This is a genomic window from Nannocystis sp. RBIL2, from assembly GCF_026626745.1.
In the GTDB taxonomy this organism is placed as follows: Bacteria; Myxococcota_A; Polyangia; order Nannocystales; family Nannocystaceae; genus Nannocystis.
Genome location: NZ_JAPNJW010000002.1, coordinates 2,179,490 through 2,200,991, shown reverse-complemented (window position 1 = coordinate 2,200,991; position 21,502 = coordinate 2,179,490). Strand labels below are relative to the sequence as shown.

Below are 21,502 nucleotides of genomic sequence, written 5' to 3'. Positions count from 1 at the left end.
GGCAGGCTCAGCCGCGTCGCCTGTGCACGCGCTCGAGGGATTCGGCGTCGAGGAGGTCCTTGAGCCGCCCGGTCGCCCGCTTGTTGGCGAGCAGATCGTCGAGGCCGAGGACGGGGCAGGGCTCGCCGTGCACCCGTCCGGTGACCCGTCGCGGCCAGGCGTCGTCGAAGGCGACCCCGCGGATCTCGGTCAGGATGTCGATGCGAAACGGCTCTTCACCGAGCGGGTAGGCGACGCCGGGCTCGGTCAGAGCGTCGACCGAGATGTCGCGGGTGAGGGCGCCGGCCTCGGCCAGCGCTTCGTACACGCGCGACGCGTTGCCCGGAGAGTTGTCGATCCACAGGTCGAGGTCCTCGGTCGCGCGCAGATGGCCGTGATGAGCGACGGCATGGGCGCCGACGACCATGAACCTGGCCTCCTGCTCGGACAGAGCGCGGAGCAGCGCGACGAAGCCCTGCACGCCCTTCCGCATCGAGCCCACCATCGTTCACGCTTCGCTCAAGCCGGTCGCGTGACGGCGCGCAGCCACTGCAAATAGGGCTCGCCGCAGGCGCTCGGCTGGAGGGCGACGACCTTGGGGACCGAGTACGGGTGGACCTCGGGGATCGCGGCGTAGAGGGCGTCGAGGCGGTCGGGGGTGGTCTCCATGACGACGAGGGCCTCGTCGTCGCTGCAGATCTGGCCCTCCCACCAGTAGCGCGAGCGCACCAGCGGGATGATGTTGCCGCAGCCGACGAGGCGCCGCTCGAGCAGCGCGAGGAGGATCTTCTCGGCCTGGTCGGGAGGACAGGTCATGAGGATCACGTGGATGTCGGGAGCGGCGCCGGGCATGCCGCGAGCTTAGCGCAAGATCGCGGCACGATGCGGGAGCGCATCAGCAGACGCAGCTGCACGGCGACAGCGGTTCGGGAAACTCGGTGCTGCATTGCTTCCAGCCGTCGGGCTCGACGCCGCAGGTGCCGCCGGGGTTGTTCACGATGTCGAAGGTGCCGTCGCCGAGGTCGCGGATGTACACGCGCTCGAGATCGGGGCAGTCGCTGCCGAAGCAGCCGTCGCCGACGTAGCGTCCCTGAACGCAGCGTGAGGGGCCGGCGAAGACGGCGCAGCCGCCGTCCCGGGTCCACTGCGCGACGGTCTCGAGCCATACGCAGTCCGAATGGCCGCCCCGGCTGAGGATGGCCTCGCAGTCGACCTGGTCGAGCTGCTCCTCGCAATCCTCGACGGGCAGCGCTCCGGATGTGTTGGTGCTGGTGGTGTCGTCGGTGGTGGTGGTGCCGGTGGTTCCGGTGGTCGAGGTCGCCTCGGTGTCCGTCGTAGCATCGGAGCTCGTGGACGACGAGGTGGTGGGCGCGTCCGAGGTCGTGGTGCTGCCGGAGGTGACGGGCTGGCTCGTGCCCGAGGTGCTGGAGCCGCCGGTGGAGGCGTCGGTGCTGCTGTGTTTGTCGGGACCGCAGGCGAGCAGCGCGAACACCATGAGCGAGAGAGAATGAAGCGAGTGAGGCATCCGAGTAATGCGGCGAGCTTACGCGCGACGACTCGCCCGGGCCAGCGCTCACAGCGTCTTCAGGTACTCGATCACTGCGGCGCGATCGCTCGCGCCGAGGGCGTCGCCGAAGGTGTGGCCGCCGTTGCCGTAGCCGGGCTGGGTGGTGTCGTAGATCCGCTTGCGCAAGTCGGCCGAGGGCTCGCCTTCCTGGCCGTGGTCGAGCGCCTCGTGGTGCCAGCCGAGCGCGGCGGGATCGAGGTCGGTCGACTGGTGGCTGCGCGTCCAGTACTGCGGGCGCGAGGCGCTGTCGAGCAGCGCGGCGACCGTGGGCACCGAGCCGTTGTGGAGGTACGGCGCGGTCGCCCAGATGCCGTCGAGCGGCGGCGCGACGTATCCGACCTGCGGCTCGAGCCGCGAGACCTCGCCGTAGAACCCCTTATTAAACCAGTCGACGTAGCGGCCGGCGAACTGCGAGGCGTCGGTGGCGAGCGCGGCGTCAGTGCCGATGACGTCGAGATCGACGAGCACGTTGGGGTAGGTGGCTTCGGCGCCGTAGGTGCCGTGGCAGCCGGCGCAGGTGGCGGCGAACACCTGCTCGCCGGCGGCCGCGAGCGCGGCGTCGACTGCGAACGGATACGCGGGCGGCTCGATGGTGAGGAGGTAGGCGCGGATGTCCGGGAAGTACCCGTCGATCGCGCGCGCCTCGTCGATGTCGTCGGTGCACAGGGTCGACGCGGCCATCATCGTCCGCGCGTGGTCGCCCCGACCGGCGCCGACGTAGAACATCGCGTGCTTCTTCTTCATGTGCCACCACGGCGGGACGTCGACCGGCGTGACGACGACCGGCGGCAGGTCGAGCAGCGGCTCGTCGAACCATTCCATGGTCCACGGATCGCGGTGCGAGAACAGCACCGCGGCGATGTTGTCGGCCGGGTTGGCGCCGAGCGTGAGCGTCTGCGTGTAGGGCTCGACGGCGTTCAGGCGGGCGACGAAGCGCTGCAGCTCGGCCTTCTCGGCCGGGTCGTCGAGGAAAAGGTCGGCCAGCGCCGCGCTGCCCCCGACCTTGACCGTGAAGTCGGCGCTGGCGTTGCCGAGGCCGATGACGAGCTTGCCGTCGATCTCGCCAGCGTGACATTGTAAGCAGTTGGCGCTGACGAGCTCGACCCCGCTGGCGCTCACGAAGGCGGTCTTGTCGTAGGGCAGGGCCGCGTTCTTGCCGTCGCGCCCGGGCAGGCGCAGCGCCTCGGGAGCGTCGGCGAATACCTGCGAATAGGCGGTCCAGGGGATCCCGCAGCTGACATAGCCATTGTTGACGAGGGCGTGATAACCCGCGTCCGGATCGCCGTCGCGCTGCGGGTCGGCGGGGATGGGGTGCAAACCGTCGGGCGACTCGCCGGTGGTCGGTGCGGCGGTGGTCGAGGTGCCGGTGGTCGAGGTGTCGGTGGTCGGCGCGTCGGTGGAGCCGACACCGGTGCTCGAGGCGTGGTGCGTGGAGGCGCCGGTCTCGCCGGCGGTCGGCTCGCTGCTGCTGTCGGTCGCCGCGACGGGGCTCGCACACGCGAGGGGGAGGGTGCACACCAGCGCGAGGCGACGGAGCATGGTCGTATCGTAGCGGATCTGGCAAACGCGGCGACGCGGCCGCCCGCCCGCGCGCGGGAACGACATGTCTCCAGGGACATGTCGGAGCGGACGCCCGGGAGGTTGTCGCCGATGCGCGCAGCCGCGCTGCGCCCGGCGAGCGTCCGCAGTTGATGGCCGGAGGCCGGTGCGGGTAGCCTGGGCGAATGATGCGTTTGTTTGGCGTGGGGGTCGTGGTCGGTGTCGTGGCTTGTGGCCCGAGCCCGCCGCCGGAGAGCGACACCGAGGGCGGCAGCTCGGGCAGCTCCGGCGGTGGATCGACCTCCGGCGCGCCGATGACGAGCGGCGGACCGACCTTTCCGCAGCCGAGCACCGACCCGACGATCACCACGGCTCCGCTGCCGACGACCGGCGCGGTGACGACCGACATCGAACCGACGACCACCGGCGTCACGGAGACGTCGTCGCCGACGACGCCGACCTCGGCCACCACCGACGCGACGACGTCGGCCGACGACTGCAGGGACAGCGCCGACTGTCCTTCCGAGCTGGTGTGCGTCGCCGGGGCGTGCGTCGGCGTGCAGGAGCTGCCGAGCTGCGGGGTGTTCTCGGAGGTGACTTCGATCTTCCCGCTGGTCCACGCGCCGACGTCGCTCGTGGTGGCCGACCTCGACGGCGACGGCGACCTCGACATCGCCACGGGCGCGCCGCAGGTCTCGGTGATCGAGGTGCAGGTCAACTCGGGATCCGGCGACTTCTTGCCCGGGGAGGTGATCGCGCTGATCTCGGCGACCGGCGCGCTGCACCTGGCCGCGGGCGACCTCGACGTCGACGGCGACACCGACCTCGCGGCGGCGCAGCAGGTGGCGAGCGACGTGAACGTGCTGGTCGGGCAGGCCGGGCAGTGGATGGTGAAGCCGAAGCTCGAGGCCACGAGCGGGACGCGGCGCGTGCACTTCGGCGACGTCGACGACAACGGCAGCGCCGGCGGCGACTTGCTGACGATCAGCGAGACCAGCCCGACGATCGGCACGTGGCTCGGCGACGGCTTCGGCAACTTCGCCCAGGGCACGCCGGCCGACGTGCCGGTGTCGCTCGCAGTCAGCGTCCTCGAGGTGTCCGGCGACGCGCTCTCCGATCTGGTCGGACCGACGAGCCTCGACGGGTTCACGACTGCGCGCGTGTTCACCGGGATGTCGGGCGGCGGCTTCGCCGAGTCGGTCGCGCTCCCGGCCGGCGGTTCGCCGATCTCGCAGGCGCTCGCGGGAGAGCTCGACAGCGCGGTCGGCCACGAGATCGTCGGCTTGACGCAGGACGACGAGGGCGGGCTGGTGGCGGTGTGGCGCGCCAATCAGCCCGGCGACTGGGCCGAGCTGCCGCGGCTGACGCGGGCGCCGGCGGTGTTCACCGGCGGGCTGCTGGCCGACTTCGACGGCGACGGTGTGCTCGACCTGGTGGCCGTCAGCGACGCGTCGTCGGTCTCGGTGCTGCGCGGCGACGCCGACGGCGGGTTCTTGTGCTCGAACACCTTCGAGCTGCTCGCGCCGGCGCCCCGCGAGCTGCTGGCGGCCGGCGACGTCGACGGCGACGGTCGGATGGAGATCGTCGCGGGCGCGCCTGATCTGCTCGAGATCCAGATCCTCACCACGCTATAGGGCATGGCTCGATTGCGCGTACAAGGATGGCGATTCGCTTCGCAGCGGCCTGCGTAGCGATGTCGATGTGCAGTAGTGCGCAGCGCGAATGCGCGCTGCGAATCGGCTCGGCTTGACACGGCTGCGCGGCCGGTCGGATAAGGCTTGGCGGCCTTTGGCGGCCCTCGCACTTATGGCGAAACCGATCATCGTCACCTGGGGCGGCGTGCAGTCGACCTTCGATCACGAGAAGCTCGACCGCGCCAAGCTGTACGGCAAACGGCAGCGGCAGATCCTCGACCCCCACGAGCAGCGCTGCGAGCGGGCCGAGCTGTCGCGGGACGGCACCCTGCTGATCCGCTCCGGCATGACCGCGCAGGGCTACTTCGACGAGGGCAACGCGTGGATCCCGAACGGCAAGCTGGTCGGGCTCGACGCCGACGGCAAGCCGCTGCCGCACATCCCGAGCACGCTCGGCGAGGCGCAGAAGCTCGAGGGTCCGGTCGATCCGGGCGAGCTGCTCGACCTGGCGGTGCGCTCGGTCTACACGCTCGACCCCAACGGGCTCGACCCCAAGCTCGAGGGCGAGCTGCGCGGCGGCAAGGTGTTCCGCTTCGTGTTCTGCTACCGCGGCGGCTACGACACCGAGCTGGCCTACCTGGTGTGCAACGGCGGCGCCTACTTCGCGCTGGTCGGCTCGCCGGCGGTCAGCGACTGGTGCGAGCTGCAGACCACCGTGGCCGACGATCCGGGCGGCGACGACGACGGCGACGAGCTCGACTTCGAGATGTTCTGAGGGACAGGTCAGGGAGACAGCCATGCGCAAGATCCAGCTGATGAACGAGGAGAAGCGCGACGCGACGCTCGCGCTCGAGTCGGTCAAGGAGAAGCAGGGGCCGGTGTCCGGCGTGCCCGGCAAGAAGCTCGAGTTCCGCCGCTACCTGGCCACGACCGAGGCGGGGACGCACGCCAAGCTCAGCGCGCAGCCGGGCGACCTGGCGCAGGCGCTGATCGACGGCGACCCCGAGATCGACATCGAGCAGGTCGGCAAGCAGGTCGGCGACACTCAGACGGTGTTCTTGTCGAGCAAGGGCGAGGTGCTGCACGCCTCGCCGAAGCTGGTCGACGTGCTGTTCGGGCCCGACGGGGCCGAGCGCGAGCGCAAGCCGGCGGCCGACATCCCGGCCAACACCAACGAGAAGGAGTCGCCGGTGCGGTTCACCCCGCGGCGCATGCCCAAGGCCGAGGTGGTGACCAAGTTCGCGTTCCGCCGCACCATCCAGATCAAGCACGTCGACGGCCTGTCGTTCGACTTCTTGTTCAAGATGGCGAAGGAGCTGCACGACAAGAACGAGCTGGCGCTGCTCGGCGCCGGCAGCAAGGGCCGCGACCCGCTGATCTTCCAGGAGAACGGCTCGCCGTACCGCGGCTTCCTCGAGGGCCGCGTCGACGGCCAGAAGTACAAGCTGCTGCTCCACCTCTCGAACCTCGAGCTGCGCGCCCCGGGCGCGGCGGCGACCTGACCTTTCGGACAGACTGGAGATTGTCATGAGCCTGTTCTCCACCGACAGCGCCCGTCCGCTCGGCAAGGGCAAGCAGAGCCCGGCCGGCAGCCTGCTCGATACCGAGCTGGCGGCCATGTTCCGCAACTACAAGCGCGCCGTGGCCGGCAGCTACCGCGCGCTGCCCTTCGAGGACCTGGCCCGCGGGGCGGTCCCGTCGGGCGTGCTGCAGGTGTCGCCGAAGGTCGACGGCGAGCTGTGGTTCCTGGTGCTCGACGAGCAGCAGGCGATCCTGTGCTCGCCGACCGGCCGCGTGGTCTCGGGCGACGTGCCGGTGCTGCTCGAGGCCAAGGCGGCGCTCGGGCGCAAGCAGGGCCGCACGGTGCTGGCCGGGGAGCTGTTCGCCGCCAAGGCGCCGGGCCAGGGCCGGCCGCGCGTCGGCGACCTCGGGTCGGCGATGGGCGGCGAGGCGCAGGCGCAGGTCGAGCGCATGGCCTACTTCGCGTTCGACGTGCTCCACGGCGGCGATGCCGAGACGCCGCAGCGGCCGCCGCTGTACGTCGACCGCCTGGCGCTGTGCCAGCGGCTGCTCGCCGGCGGCAAGCGGCTGCAGGCGATCAAGACCGAGGCGGCGAGCAGCGCCGAGCAGGTGATGCAGCGCTGGAACGAGTGGGTCGAGGGCGGCAAGGGCGAGGGCCTGGTCGTCCGCACCGCCGACAACCTGGTCTTCAAGCTCAAGCCGACGATCGACATCGACGCGGCGATCATCGGCTACACCGACAGCTCCGACGAGCCCGAGGCGGTCGGCTCGCTGCTGCTGGCGATGATGCGCGACGACGGCCAGTTCCAGGTCATCGGCGCCTGCGGCAACATGCCGACCGAGCAGCGCAAGTCGTTCTACCAGCAGCTGTCGGGCAAGAGCGTGGCGTCGAACTACCGCTACGCCAACAGCAAGGGCGCGCTGTACCGCTTCGTCCCGCCGGAGACGGTCATCGAGGTCAAGGTCACCGACATCCAGGGCGAGGACTCGAGCGGCGACCCGATCCTGCGCATGGTGCTCGAGCACTCGCAGACCGGCTGGCGCACGATCCGGGAGATGCCCGGCGTGTCGATCCTCCACCCGGTGTTCTCGCGGATCCGCAGCGACAAGACCGTCAACCCGGTCGACATCCGCGTGGCCCAGGTGCTCGAGCGGGTCCAGATCGACAGCCTCAACAAGAAGGCCGAGCGCCTGGTCCTGCCGGCCTCCGAGGTGATCCGCCGCGAGGTCTACGCCAAGAGCGCCAAGGGCCAGCAGGCGGTGCGCAAGCTCGTCATCTGGCGCACCAACAAGGAGAAGACCGACCCCAACTACCCGGCCTTCGTGGTCCACTGGACCGACTTCTCCGCCGGCCGCAAGACGCCGCTCGAGCGCGAGGTCCGGCTGGCGCCGACGCTCGGCGAGGCGCTGAAGATCGGCGACGAGATGATCGGCGAGAACATCAAGAAGGGCTGGGACAAGGTCGGCTGACCGGCTGACCGCGAGGGCATGTCCTGGTGGACATGTTTCTCCAGGCATGACGCAAGGGGCAGGTGCTTCGGGACCTGCCCCTTCGTCTATGCGCTGAAAGTCAGGCAGTCTCGCCGCCGTCGATCGCCAGCGCCTGGCCGGTGACGCCGCCGGCGCCCCTTCGCGCCAGCCAGGCGACCAGGTCGGCGACCTCGGCCGGGCTGCGCAGCCGGCCCTGCGGCGAGAAGCGGGCCAGGGCCTTGCGGGCCTCGTCCTCGCTGCGGCCGGTGGTCGCCTGGATGTTGCGCGCGGCGTCGGCGACGATGTCGGTGTCGGTGAAGCCGGGGCAGACCGCGTTGACGGTGACGTCCTTGCTGGCCAGCTCGACGGCGAGGGCCCGGGTCCAGCCGAGCAGGCCGGCCTTGCTGGCCGAGTAGGCGGCCGTGTACGCGTAGCCCTTGACGGCCGCCGTGGAGGCGACGTTGACGACGCGGCCCCAGCCGGCCGCGAGCATGCCCGGGACGAGCGCGCGGGTGAGCACGAACGGGGCGGTGCAGTTGAGCTCGAGCAGGCGCGCCCAGGCGTCGTCGCCGGTGCGCGCGAGCGGGGCCGAGAGGGCGGCGCCGGCGTTGTTGACCAGGACCTGGACGCGGGCCCCGAGCTGGCCTTCGAGACCTGTCACTTCAGACAGGAACGAGCGACGAGAGTCGGGGTCGCCGAGGTCGACGGCGAGGACGTGGGCGCCGTGCGGGGCCTGGAGCTCGGCCCGCACGCGTTCGAGGGCGTCGCGGTCGCGGCCGGCGAGCAGGAGGGTGTGGCCCGGCGCGAGCGCCTCGGCGACGGCGCGCCCGATCCCGCGGCCGGCCCCGGTGATGAGCGCGAGCGGTGCGTTCGACATGCGCGGCAGTGTACCCGGGGCGCGGAGAGGCGCGGGGCGGTGCCGGCGACGACGGCTCACGTGCGGGTCGAAAGACGTCGGCCGTGGCGCCGCGGAGGTTCCGCCGGCAGTCGACCGCGGAGGTGGCGGGCCCGATCGCCGCAATTGATCCGCCACCGGCCGTCACTGTCCCGGCAGACGCCGTCGGCCGGCCCGTGTCCCCGCGTGGGGTGGGAGAAGGTCGGCCGGCGCGTCGCCAATTCGAGGAACGAGACGATGAAGTCGACGACGGTTCAGTTGCCATCCATGCGCCACGCTCAACAGAAGATGTTCGCCTGGATCGGCGGTTCGCTGCTCCTGAGCGGGTGCCCGGGCTTGCCGGCCGACGGCGGTCCGTCGACCGAGAGCGACCCCTCGTCCTCGACGACCGAGGCGACGATGGAATCGACCGAGGCGACCTCGACGACGAGCGGCGAGCCGACGACCGGCTCGACGAGCTCGACAGACGAGGCGTCGACGAGCTCGACGAGCGACGTCTCGACGGGCGACGACTCGACCACCGCGGTAATGACGACGAGCTCGACGAGCGACGGCTCGACCACCGAGGGGGTGATGACGGGCGAATCGACGAGCGACGGGACGACGACCTCGACGACGAGCGACGGGGAGACGACCTCGACGTCGGGCGACTCGACGACGAGCGATTCGACGACGGACGAGTCGACGACGGACGACTCGACCACCGACGCGCCGGCGATCTGCGGCGACGGCTTCGTCGATCGCGGCGAGGCGTGCGACGACGGCAACAACCTCGGCGGCGACGCCTGCACGCCCGCGTGCGCGCACAACCCGAAGATCGTGCAGCTCGCGTGCGGGGTCTACCACACCTGCGTGGTGCTCGAGGACGGGACGATGCGGTGCTGGGGCGCTGGAACCTCCGGCCAGCTCGGCTACGGCGACGGACTCGATCGCGGCGACGATCCCGACGAGCTGCCGACGCCGTCGGTGCCGGTCGGCGGCGACGTGCTGCGCGCGAGCTCGAGCGGCATGCACACCTGCGCGGTGCTCGACGGCGGCGAGGTCCGCTGCTGGGGCAACGCCTTCGGGGGAGGGCTCGGCAACGGGACCGGGAGCGGGGCGTTCGGCAACAACCCGAACGAGGTGCCGCCGCCCGTCATCGACGTCGGCGCGTCGGTCCGCGACGTCGAGGCCGCCAGCGGGTTCACCTGCGTGATCACCGAGGCCGACGACGTGCGCTGCTGGGGCTACAACTTCAGCGGACAGCTCGGCTACGGGCACACCGACAACCTCGGCGATCAGCCCGGCGAGCTGCCGGTGCCCGACCTCGAGCTCGGCGGCCCGGTCGCGCAGATCGCGGCCGGCAGCAACCACGCGTGCGCGGTGCTGAAGGACGGCACGCTCCGCTGCTGGGGCGGCAACTACTCGGGTCAGCTCGGCTACGGTGACACCGAAAACCGCGGCGACGAGCCGGGCGAGATGCCGCCACCGCCGGTCGACGTCGGCGGTCCGGTCGCGCAGGTCGCCATCTCGACGGACTTCGACGTCACGTGCGCCCTGCGGACCGACGGGGCGGTGCTCTGCTGGGGCGACAGCCAGAGCGGTTCGCTCGGCCTCGGACCCGTCGGTGACATCGGCAAGATGCCGGGCGACATGCCGCCTCCGCTGGTCCCGCTCGCCGGGCCGGCGACGGCCATCTCGTTCGCCGCCCTGTCGGGCTGCGCCCTGCTGGCGACCGGGGAGCTGCAGTGCTGGGGCAGCAACGGCCACGGCGCCGTCGGCGTCCCGGGCCAGAGCACCGTCTGGACCCCGACGATCGTCGACGTCGGCGGGCCGGTCCTCCACCTCGACAGCGGCAACAGCCACCGCTGCGCGGCGCTGGCCGACGGGACGCTGCGGTGCTGGGGTGGCAACGTCTTCGGGCGGCTCGGGCTGGGGCACGAGATGTCGATCGGCGAGACCGAGTCGCCGGCCTCGGTCGGCACGGTGCCGTACTGACGGGCCGCGTCACGCGGCGAGCCGGCCCGGCGCGGCTCGCCGTCGAGCGCCGTGAAATGTCCCCGAGGACATGTCTAAATAGCCATAATCGCCGCTCCCATGCGGCGCCCTCGCGGTCACTTCTTGAACGGCGAGATCAGGTCGGGCGAGGTCACGGGCGTGGGGTCGGGCTTCGGCTTGGCCGGCGGGGGCGGGGCCGGAGGCGGCGGGGGCGGCGGGGCCTCGTGCTTGGCCTCGGGCTTCTTGCTGCCCGCGGTCTTCTTGGCGGGCTGTTTGCCCGGGGTCAGCGGCTCGAGGGTGACGGCGACGACCCGGTCCTCGCTGGGCACGAGCTTCAGCTGGGCCTCGGCGCGGCCTTCGGCGCGCAGGCGGAGCAGCCGCTCGCGGTCGCCGCGAGGCACTCGCAGGCCGTGCGGATCGGCGGTGCTGCCGAGGATCGCGCCGCCCTCGTCGAGCACCTCGGCGGCGACGCCGGCGGTGTCGATCCGGACAGTCACGGTCGGCGGGGTCAGCGGCAGCAGGTCGGGCGCCGGCGGCGGCCCGGTCGGAGCGGGCGCGGGCGGCAGCGGCAGCAGCTCGGACGAGTCGGCGACCGAGACATGTTCCTTGGGACCTGTCGCTTCGGGCCTGTCTGAAGAGTCCTGTTGGGTGAACAGCACGAGCGCGCCGGCGGCCAGGACCGCGCCCGCGAGGCCGGCGACGAGGGCGAGGTTCAAGCGGCGCCGCGGCGGGGCGAACGGGGCCGGGAAGGCCGGCGCGGTGGTCTCGGGCAGGGTCGGGCGCGGCGGGGCGTCGGCGCCGCGGAACTGCATCGGCGCGCCGCGGGCCGGCTTGACCCGCAGGGTCTCGGGGACGATCTCGGGGGCCACGCCGGCGTCGACGGCCACGAGCGCGGCGGCCAGCTCGTCCATGGTCTGAAACCGCAGGTCGGGGTCCTTCTGCAGCGTCTTGAGGACCACGGCCTCGGCGGCGGCGGGGATGTCGGCGTGCGGCGCTATGTCCCGCGGCCGCGGCGGGGCGTCGAACATGTGCTTGTTGAGCAAGCCCATGAAGGTGTCGGCGATGAACGGCGGCTTGCCGGTCAGCAGCTCGAACAGGATCACGCCGACGGCGTAGATGTCGACGCGGTGGTCGTGGCGCAGGCCCTGGGCCTGCTCGGGCGACATGTACTCGGGCGTGCCGAAGATCATGCCGGTGCGGGTGAGCGCCTGGCCGACGCCCTCGTCGGGGTTTTGCAGCTTGGCGATCCCGAAGTCGAGGACCTTGACGACGTCGCGGCCGTCGCGGATGAGCCGGAAGCAATTGCCGGGCTTCATGTCGCGGTGGACGATGCTGCGATCGTGCGCGGCCTGCAGGGCGCGGCAGATCTGCACGGCGATGTCCCGCACGCGCGGCCACGGCAGCGGCGCCTCGCGCTGGATGACCGCCGCGAGGTCCTCGCCCTCGAGGTACTCCATGACGAAGAAGGCCGCGCCGTCGGCGGTCTCGCCGAAGTCGTGGATCTCGATCACCCCGTCGTGATCGACCGCGGCGGCGGCCCGCGCCTCTCGCAAGAAGCGCTCCTTGAGCTCGGGCTTGAGGGCGTACTCGGGGGCGAGGATCTTGATCGCCACCTTCTTGCGGATGAGCGCGTGCTGGGCCAGGTACACCGAGCCCATGCCGCCGGCGCCGAGCAGCCGCTCGAGCGTGTAGGTGCCCTTCAGGAGTTCGCCGATCCGTCGGTCGACGCGCGGCGTGCCGGCGTCGGGCTCGGCGGGGCGGACGGTCTGCGCGCCGGCGTCGATCGGCTGGGTCTTCGCAATCGGCTCGGACATCGCGGCTCCGTGCGCGCGGGCGCCGGAGGCTCAGTGTGGCACCGACCGCCGGTGCCCGTGAAGGTCGGGCATCGCCGGTGCGCACGTGCGGTCGATAACGCGCAGCGCGAACGCAGGTCGCTTGTCGCTGCTTCGCCGGTGGTGGTAGCGTCGGTCGTGCTCTCGCGCGGACGGACGCGTCGAAACGGCCGAATTCCCGCGCTGGCGCGGTCCTGTCGGCTCGGCGCCGCGATCGGCCTGAGCCTCGCGCTGGGCCTCGGCGGGCCGGCGTCGGCGCGGCAGGCCGAGCCCGCTGCCGGCGCCGACGAGGCCGAGGCGCAGCGGCTGTTCGAGGAGGGCTCGAAGGCCTACAACCTCGGCAAGTTCGACGTGGCGATCGAGCACTTCGAGGCGGCGTACGAGCTGAGCCACGCCGACGCGCTGCTCTACAACCTCGGTCAGGCGTACAGCAAGCGCTACGAGGTCGAGGCCGAGCCGGCGCACCTGCGCAGGGCGCGGGTGCTGTTCCTCAACTTCGCCAAGATCCGCGAGGCGGCCGGCAGCGACGCTAGCGACGCACGGGAGAGAATCGCGGCGATCGACGCGCAGCTGGCCGAGCTGGGCAAGGGCGAGGCCGCGGCGCAGCCCGAGGGTCCGGCGCCGGCGCCCGAGTCGCCGGCGAAGCAGCCGTATCGCCCGCGCGCGGCCGGGATCGCCGGCTACGCGCTGATCGGCGCGGGCCTGGTCCTCGGGACAGGTCTCGGCGCGCTCGGCCTCGTCAGCGCCGGGCGCATCGACGAGCAGCGGCGCGACGAGTGGCAGTACGTGCCGCTGTCGGGCGCGCGCGAGCAGCAGTACGAAGACAGCTACCAGTCGGCGCGGGCGCTGGCATTCGCCGGCATCGGCGTCGGCGGGGCGCTGCTGGTCACGGGAGTGGTGCTGGTCGCGGTCGACGCGGCGCGCGGCGGCAAGTCTGCGCCGCGCCGCGCTCAGCTGCGGCCCGGCGGCCTGGCGGTGGCGTTCTAGCGGAGGTTCATGCGCGCGCGTCTCTCCTCGCTCTCGCTCGCGGCGATCGCTGCGGTCAGCTGCTTTCAGGTCGAGCCCTTGCCCGACTGCGGCCAGAACGCCGGCGAGGGCGGTCTCTACACGCCGCACTACGTGTGCATGCCGCGGGCCGGCGCGCCGCTGGAGATATCGATCGCGCCGCGTCGCTTGCTGCGCGGCGACTTCGACGACGAGGGGGTCGACAACGACTTCGCGGTGCTGCTCGACCTCGGGCGCATCCAGATCCACACGACGCGCGATCAGAAGACCGAGCTCAGCGCCAAGCTCGAGGCGGAAGGCCGCGTCGAGGCGATCGCGGCGGCCCGCTTCTTCGGCGAGGGCCACGGCGACGATCTGCTCGGCGTGACCGCGGGCGACAAGGCGAGCGGCACGGCCGGCAAGGTGTTCGGGTTCCACAACGGCGGCGACATGTTCGCAAGCACGGCGCCGGAGCAGTTCGAGGCGGCGACGCTGGTGCCGTGGGGCAATTGCCCGGCGCCCAACAGCATCGAGACGCTCGACGTGGTCGAGGTGGAGAACGCGAAGGGCCTGGCGATCGGCTGCGACAGCGGGCCACCGACCGCGGAGAAGCCCGAAGAGGAGGCGCTCGACGGGATCGTGGTGGAGGCCGACGAGGGGGTGCCCTTCGCGCTGCAGCGCCGGGTGGGGCTGAAGATCCCCGAGCTCACCGGGATCCACGCGGTCAACGTCGCCCAGCTCGACGGCCTCGGGTTCGAGGACATCGTGGCCGCGCACAGGCCGATGGACAGCGAACACGAGTCGCTGGCGATCTACCTGGTCAGCAAGGACGCGTTCACCACCGATGCCGAGCAGGCCGAGCGCCTCGACATCCCGCTGACGCACTTCGAGATCCGGCGGGTGCTTCTCGACGACCTCGACGGCGACGGCGATGTCGACCTCGTCGCGGTGCATCCGTCCGACCGCGGGATCACCGTGGTCCGCCAGCGCCGCAGCGAGCCGCTGCTGTTCGAGGCGCCGCAGTTCTTCGACGTGGGCCGGGAGATCCGCGACGCCGAGCTCGGCGACTTCACCGGCGACGGCGAGGTCGACATCGCAGTCGCTCACGACGTCGAGGGCACCGGCCTCAACGCGGTCAGCGTCCTGATCCGCACCCACGATCTCTCGCCGGGCCAGATCGACTACGCGCTCGCTCCCGCCGGCGAGGTCAGCGGCGAGATCGTCGACCTCGAGCCGCTCGACTACGACGGCGACGGCCGCATCGACATCGGCGCGGTGGTGAAGGTCGGCAGCGAGGGGCGGGTGCTGTTCTGGCTCAACCGCTCGCCCGCGGGCGAGTAGCGCTTCGGGCCGCGGCGCGGGGCTGAAGGTCGGCCGCGAGGGCGGGTGTTCTTCCGGTTCGACGGCTCGTCCTCGGGGGAGCTGCGCTTCTTCGCGCTTCCGGGTGCGGGATGTTCGCGGAGGGCGTCGTGCTTGCGACGGCGAGATATCCTCGTCGCATGTTGCCCGTCGGCTTGCTCCTCGTCCTCGCCGCGCCGCTGCCCGTCGCTGCGCCCGAGCGCCCGCCGGCGCCGATCCTGGGCGGCACGGTCGTCGACCCGGGGGCCTGGCCCGAGGTCGTGGCGATGACGTACGGCCCCTCGATCTGCACCGGCACGCTCGTCTCCGATCGCGTGGTCCTCACTGCGGCGCACTGCATCGTCTCCGCGGCGGGGTGGCCGAAGTCGGTGCGCTTCGGCGACGACGTCGGCGTGCCGGGCACGCGCGCCATCGCCGTCGAGCGCGTCGGATCTCACCCCGACTATTGCAGCGACCTGATGACGTGCAAGTGGGACGTCTGGGACTACGGCTATCTCGTGCTCGCCGAGCCCGTCACCGACATCGCGCCGGCCCGGCCGCTGCGCGAGCAGGACGAGTGGGACGAGACGATGGCGGTAGGCGGCGTCGTGACGCTCGTCGGCTACGGGCTGAACGAGGCCGGGGTGACGCGGATCAAGCGGCAGGTCGACGCGCCGATCGTGCGGTTCAGCCCCACGGGCTTCGAGTTCCGGGCCGGCGGCGAGGGCATCGACAGCTGCTCCGGCGACTCCGGCGGGCCCGCGTTCGTCACCCTGGCGTCGGGCGAGGTCCGCCTGGCCGGAGTGACGTCGCGGGGCTCCGATCCGTGCGGCAAGGGCGGTTATTATGGGATCCCCGCCGCAGTGTTGTGCTGGCTGCACGACGAGACCGGCGTCGACCTGCGCGAGCCGTCGTGCGGCACCTGCGATTGCCTCGACACCACGCCCGCAGAGCCGTCGCGGTGCGGCTGCCGGGCGGACGGGCCTGCGGGCTCGTGGCTCGCGCTGCTGCTGCTGTGCGGGACGCGACGCCGCGGCGCGCGGGTGCGGTGATCCGCCGGCGAAAATGACGTGTCTTAACGGACATGTCGTGGGAGCGCCGGGAACGGTCGCCTGGTCGCTATCGAAGCCGAGGCTCGCTCCAATGATATGGCATAAGAGACATGTCCGGACGGGCATGTCCGCCCGGACAGGCCAGCCGCCCGGTCACTTCTTCTTGCCGAAGCGCGAGCCGATGGCGAAGCCGACCAGCAGGGGCAGCAGGCCGATGACGACCACGGCGGTGGCCCAGCCGGCCTCGGTCAGCTTGGCGCTCTCGGGCGGGCGGAAGTAGTCGCCGTGAGTCTGCAGGATGCTGCAGGTGGTCTCGCTGGTGTTCAGGCGGCCGGTGGAGTAGTCCTCGGTCGTCTTCTTGCAGGGGAAGATGTCCATGTGCGAGTTGGCGGCCACGAACCAGGTGGCGCCGACCAGCAGGAGGCCGAGGATCAGCTTGAGGGGGGTGGGGCGGAACATCGCCCAGCGGTACCGCGGCGGTCTTGGAGGGTCAAGCGCCCGCGGGACGCCCGGATGTCCCGAGAGACATGTAAACGCTGTTACTCGGGCGTGGGAAGCAGCACCAGATCGCGGACCGTGACGTGGGCGTCGGGGCGCTCCGGATCGAGGACTTCCACCCGGAACCGCGGGGCAGGGCCCGGCAGGGCGACCGGGGTCGGTGGCGAGTGCCAGGCGCCGTCGAGGCTGTCGGGTGGGTCGAGCTCGAGCAGCAGGGCCTCGTCGGCCAGCACGCGGACGCGGCCGGCCGGGCTCAGGCGGGCGCCTCGCAGGGTCACTGCCATCGTCGTCGACGTGGTCTTTGGGACATGTTCGACGGGGAAGGTCAGCGGATCGCCGGCGCGGACCACCAGGGAGGGGCCGTCGAGCTCGCGGGCGCGGTCGAGGCCGGCGCGCAGGCGGGTGAGGGCGCGACCGGCGGTGAAGCGGGCCGGGGTGACGCGGTGGCCGAGGTCGTGCGGCGGGCTGTAGGTGCGGGTCCAGGCCGGGGTGCGGTCGTCGGGGCCGCGGTCGGGGCCGAGCAGGCGGACCTCGGCGAGGCCGCCGTAGGGGCAGGCGAGGTCGTCGCGCGGGCGGGTGCTGCCCCACAGCTCGACGCGGCGCGGCGGGGTGGCGAAGGTGACAGGTCCGAGGGTGTCGCGGGCGCGCGCGGGGCCGGGGCCGGGCGGGTCGACGGCGACCGGTTGGCCGTCGACGACGACGCGCCAGCCGGGGGTGTCACCGCCGGGCTGGGCGACCAGGACGAGCGAGCCCGGGCCGTCGCCGGGCGGGAGCTCGAGGACCAGCGGGTGCTCGGTGTCGAGGCAAGTCTGTCCGTCGGGCAAGTAATAAGAGGACAGGTTCAAAGGGCCGGGTCCCTCGGCGCGGCCCTCGTCGATCCGCCAGCTGCGGACGGCGGCGCGGCGGGCCGGGTCGACGCGCACCTCGAGCAGGCCGACGCGCAGGTCGGTGCGGGTGACGCGGTCGGGGATCCGCTCATCGACGGGGGTGAGGCGGTCGAGGTAGAGCTCGGCGAAGGCGACCGGGCGGGCGACGAACGGCGGCGGCAGCAGGTCGTCGACGAGCGCCAGCGGGGCTGCGGCGCCGGGCAGGCGCAGCGGGTGGGTCGACTCGCCGAGCAGCAGGTACACCGGCGGGGCCTCGGCGCCGGCGGCCGGGCCGGCGATCAGCAGCTCGTGCAGCGCGGCGTAGGCGGCCTCGCGGCTGCGGTAGGGCAGGACGGTGCGGCCGTGGCCGAAGGCGAGCGCGCCGCCCAGCTGGCTGAACACGTGGACGTGGTGCCAGCCCTCGCCGCCGGCCAGGACGACCGCGCGCTCGGGGATCTCGGCGGCCAGGTCGTCGATCAGGCGCTCGGCGCCGGCGAACTCCTGCAGGCGGGTGGCCGGGGTCCGCAGGTACGGCAGGGCCTGGGCGGCCAGCAGGCCGAGGCCGAGGACGAGGCTGACCCATCGGGCATGTCGTCCGAGACCTGTGCGTTCGGACAGAAATCGATGGACATGTACCAAGGCGCATGCGGCCAGCAGGCAGGCGGCCGGCAGCAGCTCGGGGACGAGGTAGCGGCCGTAGTAGTAGAGGCCGACCTGGGGCAGGTTGCGCTGGGCGTAGAGGGCCAGGGCGGTGACGGGGAACGTGGCGAGCGCGAGCAGCCAGACGTGGGCGGCGCTCGCGGCCGGGCGCAGGCGGGCGAAGGCGACCAGGCCGAGGCCGGCGGCGAGCAGCAGCGGGGCGCCGAGGAGCGGCAGGACGGGGTCGAGGCGGCTCCACGGCGGACCGGGGGCCCAGCGCAGCCACCAGGTCAGGGCGGCGAGGGCGGCGAGGGCGGCGAGGACGAGCGGGAGGCGGCGGACGCGGCCGCGGACGAGGTCGAGGGCGGCGTCGAGGGCGAGGTAGACGGCGATCGCGCCGAGGCCGAGGACGACCGCGCTGATCGGCGACAGGGCGGTGACCGGGCCGAGCTGGCGCTTGAACTCGTCGTGAAGGTAGGGGTAGCCGGTGGCGAGGTGGAGCGCGAGGCTGGCCAGCAGCAGACCCAAGAGCAAGGTCGGAGCGGACATGCGCCGAAGGCCAGGTTCGGTGCGCAGCCACAGCACCGCCAGCAGGGCCGGGGCGGACAGCCACAGGTTGCCGCGGACGAAGCCGGCGAGGCCGAGCAGCAGGGCGGCGGTGAGCTCGTGGCCGTGGGCAGGGTCGGCGAGGTGCGAGGCGGAGGCGGCGTTGCGCGAGGTCGAGTCGGAGAGGCCAGGCGAGGTCGAGTCGGCGGCGTCGGCTCGCAGCTCGCGGACGGCGCCGGAGGCGTCGCGCGCCGCGGAGCCGGACGCGTGCGCGTCGATGGGGCGGGCGGAGGTTTGCAGTGCGTCCTGGGCCGTTGCATCGGCGCGAGTGGTCGCGCTGCGGGTCGAGTCGGCGGCCTGCGCTCGCGCGGTGTGACGACGGCTCGCGTCCTCGGCCGCGGGCGCGAGGCCGCGGGCGACCGCGAGGGCGGCGGCGAGCAGCAGCAGGCCGGTGAGCGACTCGGTCAGCGGGGTGCGGGCGGTCCACACGGCGATCGGCGACAGCGCGAACAGGCCGGCGGCCAGCCACGAGGCGCCGGCGCGCGGCCACAGGCGCTCGCCGAGGGCCCACAGCGCGAGCGCCGAGAGCACGCCGGCGAGCGGCGCGACCAGTCCCATCGACCATGGCCCGAAGACCAGGCCGAACAGCGCCAGCAGGGACGGGTGGAGGTGCAGGAACTGCGGCACGACCTCGCCGTCGTCGCGCCGGGTGAGGTAGAAGCCGGGGCGGTAGGCGCCCTCGTAGCGATCGACGCGGGCGGGGCTGCGGTCGGCGTGATAGAGGCCGAGGATGTCCCCGGGGCCAGGTCGCAGCTCGGCCTCGGCGCCGGCGCGGGCCAGCACGGGGTCCGTGTGGCCGGTCCGGCCGGTGCGCAGGGTGTGGCGGGCGCGGAGGACGTAGGTGCCCTGGTCGCGGCCGCCGAGGTCGGCGGGGATCGGCGGCCAGCGCAGGGCCGCGGCGGCCAGCAGCAGCGCGACCAGGCCGACGGCCCGCGGCAGGCTGCGCGCGGGCCGACGCCGCGGCGCTCGCTGTCCCCAGGGCCAGGCGAGCACCGCCAGGGCGATCGCGGTGAACGAGAACGACGGCGCGGAGAAGATGCCGCCGACCGCCAGCAGCGCGGCCAGGAGGCCGAGTCCGCCGAGCGTCAGCGCGGCCACCAGCGCGATCGACTCGGGGCAGGCGAGCGGGCCGCAGCGCACCTGCCAGCGCCGCGCGAACGCGACGAGCACTGCGGCGAAGGCGATCACGGGCGGCACTCGGCGCGAGGATAGCGAAAAAATCCGCGTCCCTGGCGGGACGCGGATGGGAGCGGACATGTCCGTACGATCATGTCCGGCGAGGGCCCGGCCTATCGCCGCAACCCTCGCGGGTAAGCGATTCAGCTGCCCGAGGCGCGCCGCTTCTGCCCCTGCGGCGGCGGCGGCGGCGTCGGCCGGTTGGTGGCCCCGGGCTGGCCGGCGCCGGTGCCCGCGACCTTGTGCATCGGCGAGGTCGACACCGTCTTGGCCGGCGTCTGCTCCTCGACCACCTCGACGTCGGTGCGCCGCACCTTGTCGCGCACGGTCTCGGTGTGCGTCTCGACCTCGCGGCCGACCACGACCTCCTCGACCACGCGCGCCTCCTTGGCGACCACGGCCTCCTCGGCGTACTCGGTCATCTCCACCGACGACTCGCGGAAGGCGTTCATGTCCTCGCCGGTGGCCGGGCGGTCGACGGGGCGCCGCTTCACGGTCACGTGCTCCTCGCGCAGGTTGACCTGCTCCTCGACCGGGCGCTCGGTGACGCGCGAGTAGACGCGGACGCGGCCGTGCTCGATGACCCGCTTGCCGACCAGCAGGTCCTCCTCGACGACCTTCATCTCCATCGAGGTGTCCTTGAAGTGCGGCTGGTCCATCTTCTGCGGCTGCGCACCGGTCGCGCGGGCGGTGCCGATCGTGCCGGAGGCCTCGGTCGGCCGCTGGGTGCTCGGCGTCTGCTGCTGCTGCTGCTGCCGCATCGTCGCCCCGGTGGCGGCCGGCTGGGCGCGGTAGGTCTGGCGCTCGCGCGTGAGCTGCTCCATCGTGTACGGCTTGGCGCCCTGCTCGAAGCCCTTGTAGCCGGTGGAGTGGAAGTGCTCGCGGCGGCGATCGACGTCGACCGCGCCCGAGCCGCTCATCATCGAGGCGACGTCGGCGGCGCGCTCGTCGGCCGTCTGCACGAGCACGAGGGTGCCGCCGCGGCGCACGGCCTCGGCGTAGAAGTGGGCGTCGTGCTCGGGCACCCCGGCCTGGGTCAGCGCGCCGACCAGGCCGCCGAGCGCGGCGCCGGCGGCCGCGCCCACGCCGGCGCCGGTGAGGGCGGCCAGGAGCGGGCCGGCGGCGACGATCGGGCCGATGCCGGGGATGAAGATCGAGCCGATGCCGGCGAGGAAGCCGAGCACGCCGCCGACGCCGGTACCGACGATCGCGCCGGTCCCTGCGCCCGTCTTGGCGCTCTCGGCCATCGCCTCGTGGCGGCCCTCGGTGGGGTCTTTGTTCAGATCGATCGGGATGTTCTCGAGGTTGTTGGCGACGACGCTGACGTCGGCGCGGTCGATGTTGCGCTTCAGCAGAGCAGTGACGACGGCCTGCGCGTCGTTGAAGTCATCGAACAGACCGATAACGGTTTTCATGGCGGCTTCTCCTGGGGTGGTGCGGTTGTGGGTGATAGTGATCGCCTCGGCGCGGAGGTGCAGGGTCTGCTGCTCGTGCACATGCACGCGGTGGACGCGGACGTGCAGCTCCTCGCGGAGGACGAGTTGCTTCTGCACGACCACGACCTCCTCGTGGATCGGCAGGATCATGGTGTCGCCGTCGTAGCGGACCGGCACCGGCGCTTCGACCGGGCGGCCGACCGGGACCCGCCAGGTGACGACGTGATCCTCGACGCTGTCGAGCTCGAGCGGCTGGTCGCGCTCCTCGACGGTCTTGTCGATGCGCACGCGGCCCTGCTCGCGCACGCGGGTGTCGACGTGGAGCCGCTCCTCGAGCCGGGGGATGACCGTCTCCTCGCGCCGGCCGATGACGTCCTGGCTGTCCTCGGGGACATGTGTCGGTGACCGCTCCTGCTCCTGCGCGCGCGACCCGGCGGCGGCGGCCTTCGCGTCGCTGTCCTCGGGGACATGTCTGTGCGGCGGGGTCGACATC

The 21,502-nt window shown here is 72.4% G+C and carries 17 protein-coding genes; 8 read left to right on the top strand and 9 right to left on the bottom strand.

What is annotated here, in order from left to right; all coding sequences use genetic code 11:
• Nucleotides 1–7: 7 nt before the first annotated feature.
• The 4 genes from OV090_RS33845 to OV090_RS33830 form a co-directional block, all read right to left on the bottom strand.
• A complete protein-coding gene (locus OV090_RS33845; protein ID WP_267708812.1) occupies nt 8–472 on the bottom strand; it encodes a nucleotidyltransferase in 465 nt (154 codons plus the stop codon).
• Nucleotides 473–498: 26 nt separating this feature from the next.
• Nucleotides 499–831 (bottom strand): divalent-cation tolerance protein CutA, encoded by a 333-nt coding sequence (gene cutA, locus OV090_RS33840; protein WP_267708811.1) that lies wholly within the window; start codon nt 829–831, stop codon nt 499–501.
• Nucleotides 832–874: 43 nt separating this feature from the next.
• Nucleotides 875–1,474 (bottom strand): hypothetical protein, encoded by a 600-nt coding sequence (locus OV090_RS33835; RefSeq protein WP_267708810.1) that lies wholly within the window; start codon nt 1,472–1,474, stop codon nt 875–877.
• 78 nt (nt 1,475–1,552) lie between these two features.
• Nucleotides 1,553–3,085 (bottom strand): c-type cytochrome, encoded by a 1,533-nt coding sequence (locus OV090_RS33830; RefSeq protein WP_267708809.1) that lies wholly within the window; start codon nt 3,083–3,085, stop codon nt 1,553–1,555.
• Nucleotides 3,086–3,270: 185 nt separating this feature from the next.
• Between OV090_RS33830 and OV090_RS33825 the strand changes: the two genes are divergently transcribed.
• The 4 genes from OV090_RS33825 (at nt 3,271) to OV090_RS33810 (ending at nt 7,710) form a co-directional block, all read left to right on the top strand.
• Nucleotides 3,271–4,719, top strand: coding sequence for a VCBS repeat-containing protein (locus tag OV090_RS33825; RefSeq protein ID WP_267708808.1), 1,449 nt, complete (start codon nt 3,271–3,273; stop codon nt 4,717–4,719).
• Between the two features lie 172 nt (nt 4,720–4,891).
• On the top strand, nt 4,892–5,494 hold the full coding sequence (locus OV090_RS33820; protein WP_267708807.1) for a hypothetical protein: 603 nt from the start codon (nt 4,892–4,894) through the stop codon (nt 5,492–5,494).
• A 22-nt stretch (nt 5,495–5,516) separates the two neighbouring features.
• The gene (locus OV090_RS33815; protein WP_267708806.1) at nt 5,517–6,221 is read left to right on the top strand and encodes a hypothetical protein; all 705 of its coding nucleotides are present in this window, start codon (nt 5,517–5,519) and stop codon (nt 6,219–6,221) included.
• Nucleotides 6,222–6,246: 25 nt separating this feature from the next.
• Nucleotides 6,247–7,710, top strand: coding sequence for a hypothetical protein (locus tag OV090_RS33810; protein ID WP_267708805.1), 1,464 nt, complete (start codon nt 6,247–6,249; stop codon nt 7,708–7,710).
• 100 nt (nt 7,711–7,810) lie between these two features.
• On the opposite strand, the gene OV090_RS33805 is transcribed toward OV090_RS33810, so the two are convergent.
• Entirely contained in the window at nt 7,811–8,587 is a 777-nt protein-coding gene (locus OV090_RS33805) for an SDR family NAD(P)-dependent oxidoreductase (RefSeq protein WP_267708804.1), read from the bottom strand.
• A gap of 285 nt (nt 8,588–8,872) precedes the next feature.
• Here OV090_RS33805 and OV090_RS33800 point away from each other — a divergent pair, with 285 nt between their 5' ends.
• Nucleotides 8,873–10,582 carry a hypothetical protein gene (locus tag OV090_RS33800; RefSeq protein ID WP_267708803.1) on the top strand — a complete coding sequence of 570 codons (1,710 nt, stop codon included), beginning with the start codon at nt 8,873–8,875 and terminating at the stop codon, nt 10,580–10,582.
• Nucleotides 10,583–10,698: 116 nt separating this feature from the next.
• On the opposite strand, the gene OV090_RS33795 is transcribed toward OV090_RS33800, so the two are convergent.
• Complete coding sequence (locus OV090_RS33795) at nt 10,699–12,396, bottom strand: serine/threonine-protein kinase (protein ID WP_267708802.1); 1,698 nt, start codon at nt 12,394–12,396, stop codon at nt 10,699–10,701.
• 156 nt (nt 12,397–12,552) lie between these two features.
• Here OV090_RS33795 and OV090_RS33790 point away from each other — a divergent pair, with 156 nt between their 5' ends.
• The 3 genes from OV090_RS33790 to OV090_RS33780 all read left to right on the top strand — a co-directional run bounded on the left by OV090_RS33790 (nt 12,553) and on the right by OV090_RS33780 (nt 15,788).
• Nucleotides 12,553–13,401, top strand: a complete 849-nt coding sequence (locus tag OV090_RS33790; protein ID WP_267708801.1) for a hypothetical protein — start codon at nt 12,553–12,555, stop codon at nt 13,399–13,401.
• Between the two features lie 9 nt (nt 13,402–13,410).
• Nucleotides 13,411–14,739, top strand: a complete 1,329-nt coding sequence (locus OV090_RS33785; RefSeq protein ID WP_267708800.1) for a VCBS repeat-containing protein — start codon at nt 13,411–13,413, stop codon at nt 14,737–14,739.
• 158 nt (nt 14,740–14,897) lie between these two features.
• On the top strand, nt 14,898–15,788 hold the full coding sequence (locus OV090_RS33780; RefSeq protein WP_267708799.1) for a trypsin-like serine protease: 891 nt from the start codon (nt 14,898–14,900) through the stop codon (nt 15,786–15,788).
• 153 nt (nt 15,789–15,941) lie between these two features.
• Here the strand turns inward: OV090_RS33780 and OV090_RS33775 are convergent, their stop codons facing one another.
• The 3 genes from OV090_RS33775 to OV090_RS33765 form a co-directional block, all read right to left on the bottom strand.
• On the bottom strand, nt 15,942–16,247 hold the full coding sequence (locus tag OV090_RS33775) for a hypothetical protein (protein WP_267708798.1): 306 nt from the start codon (nt 16,245–16,247) through the stop codon (nt 15,942–15,944).
• 80 nt (nt 16,248–16,327) lie between these two features.
• Entirely contained in the window at nt 16,328–19,594 is a 3,267-nt protein-coding gene (locus tag OV090_RS33770; RefSeq protein ID WP_267708797.1) for a hypothetical protein, read from the bottom strand.
• A 122-nt stretch (nt 19,595–19,716) separates the two neighbouring features.
• A complete protein-coding gene (locus OV090_RS33765; RefSeq protein ID WP_267708796.1) occupies nt 19,717–21,501 on the bottom strand; it encodes a DUF2382 domain-containing protein in 1,785 nt (594 codons plus the stop codon).
• Nucleotide 21,502: the final 1 nt, after the last annotated feature.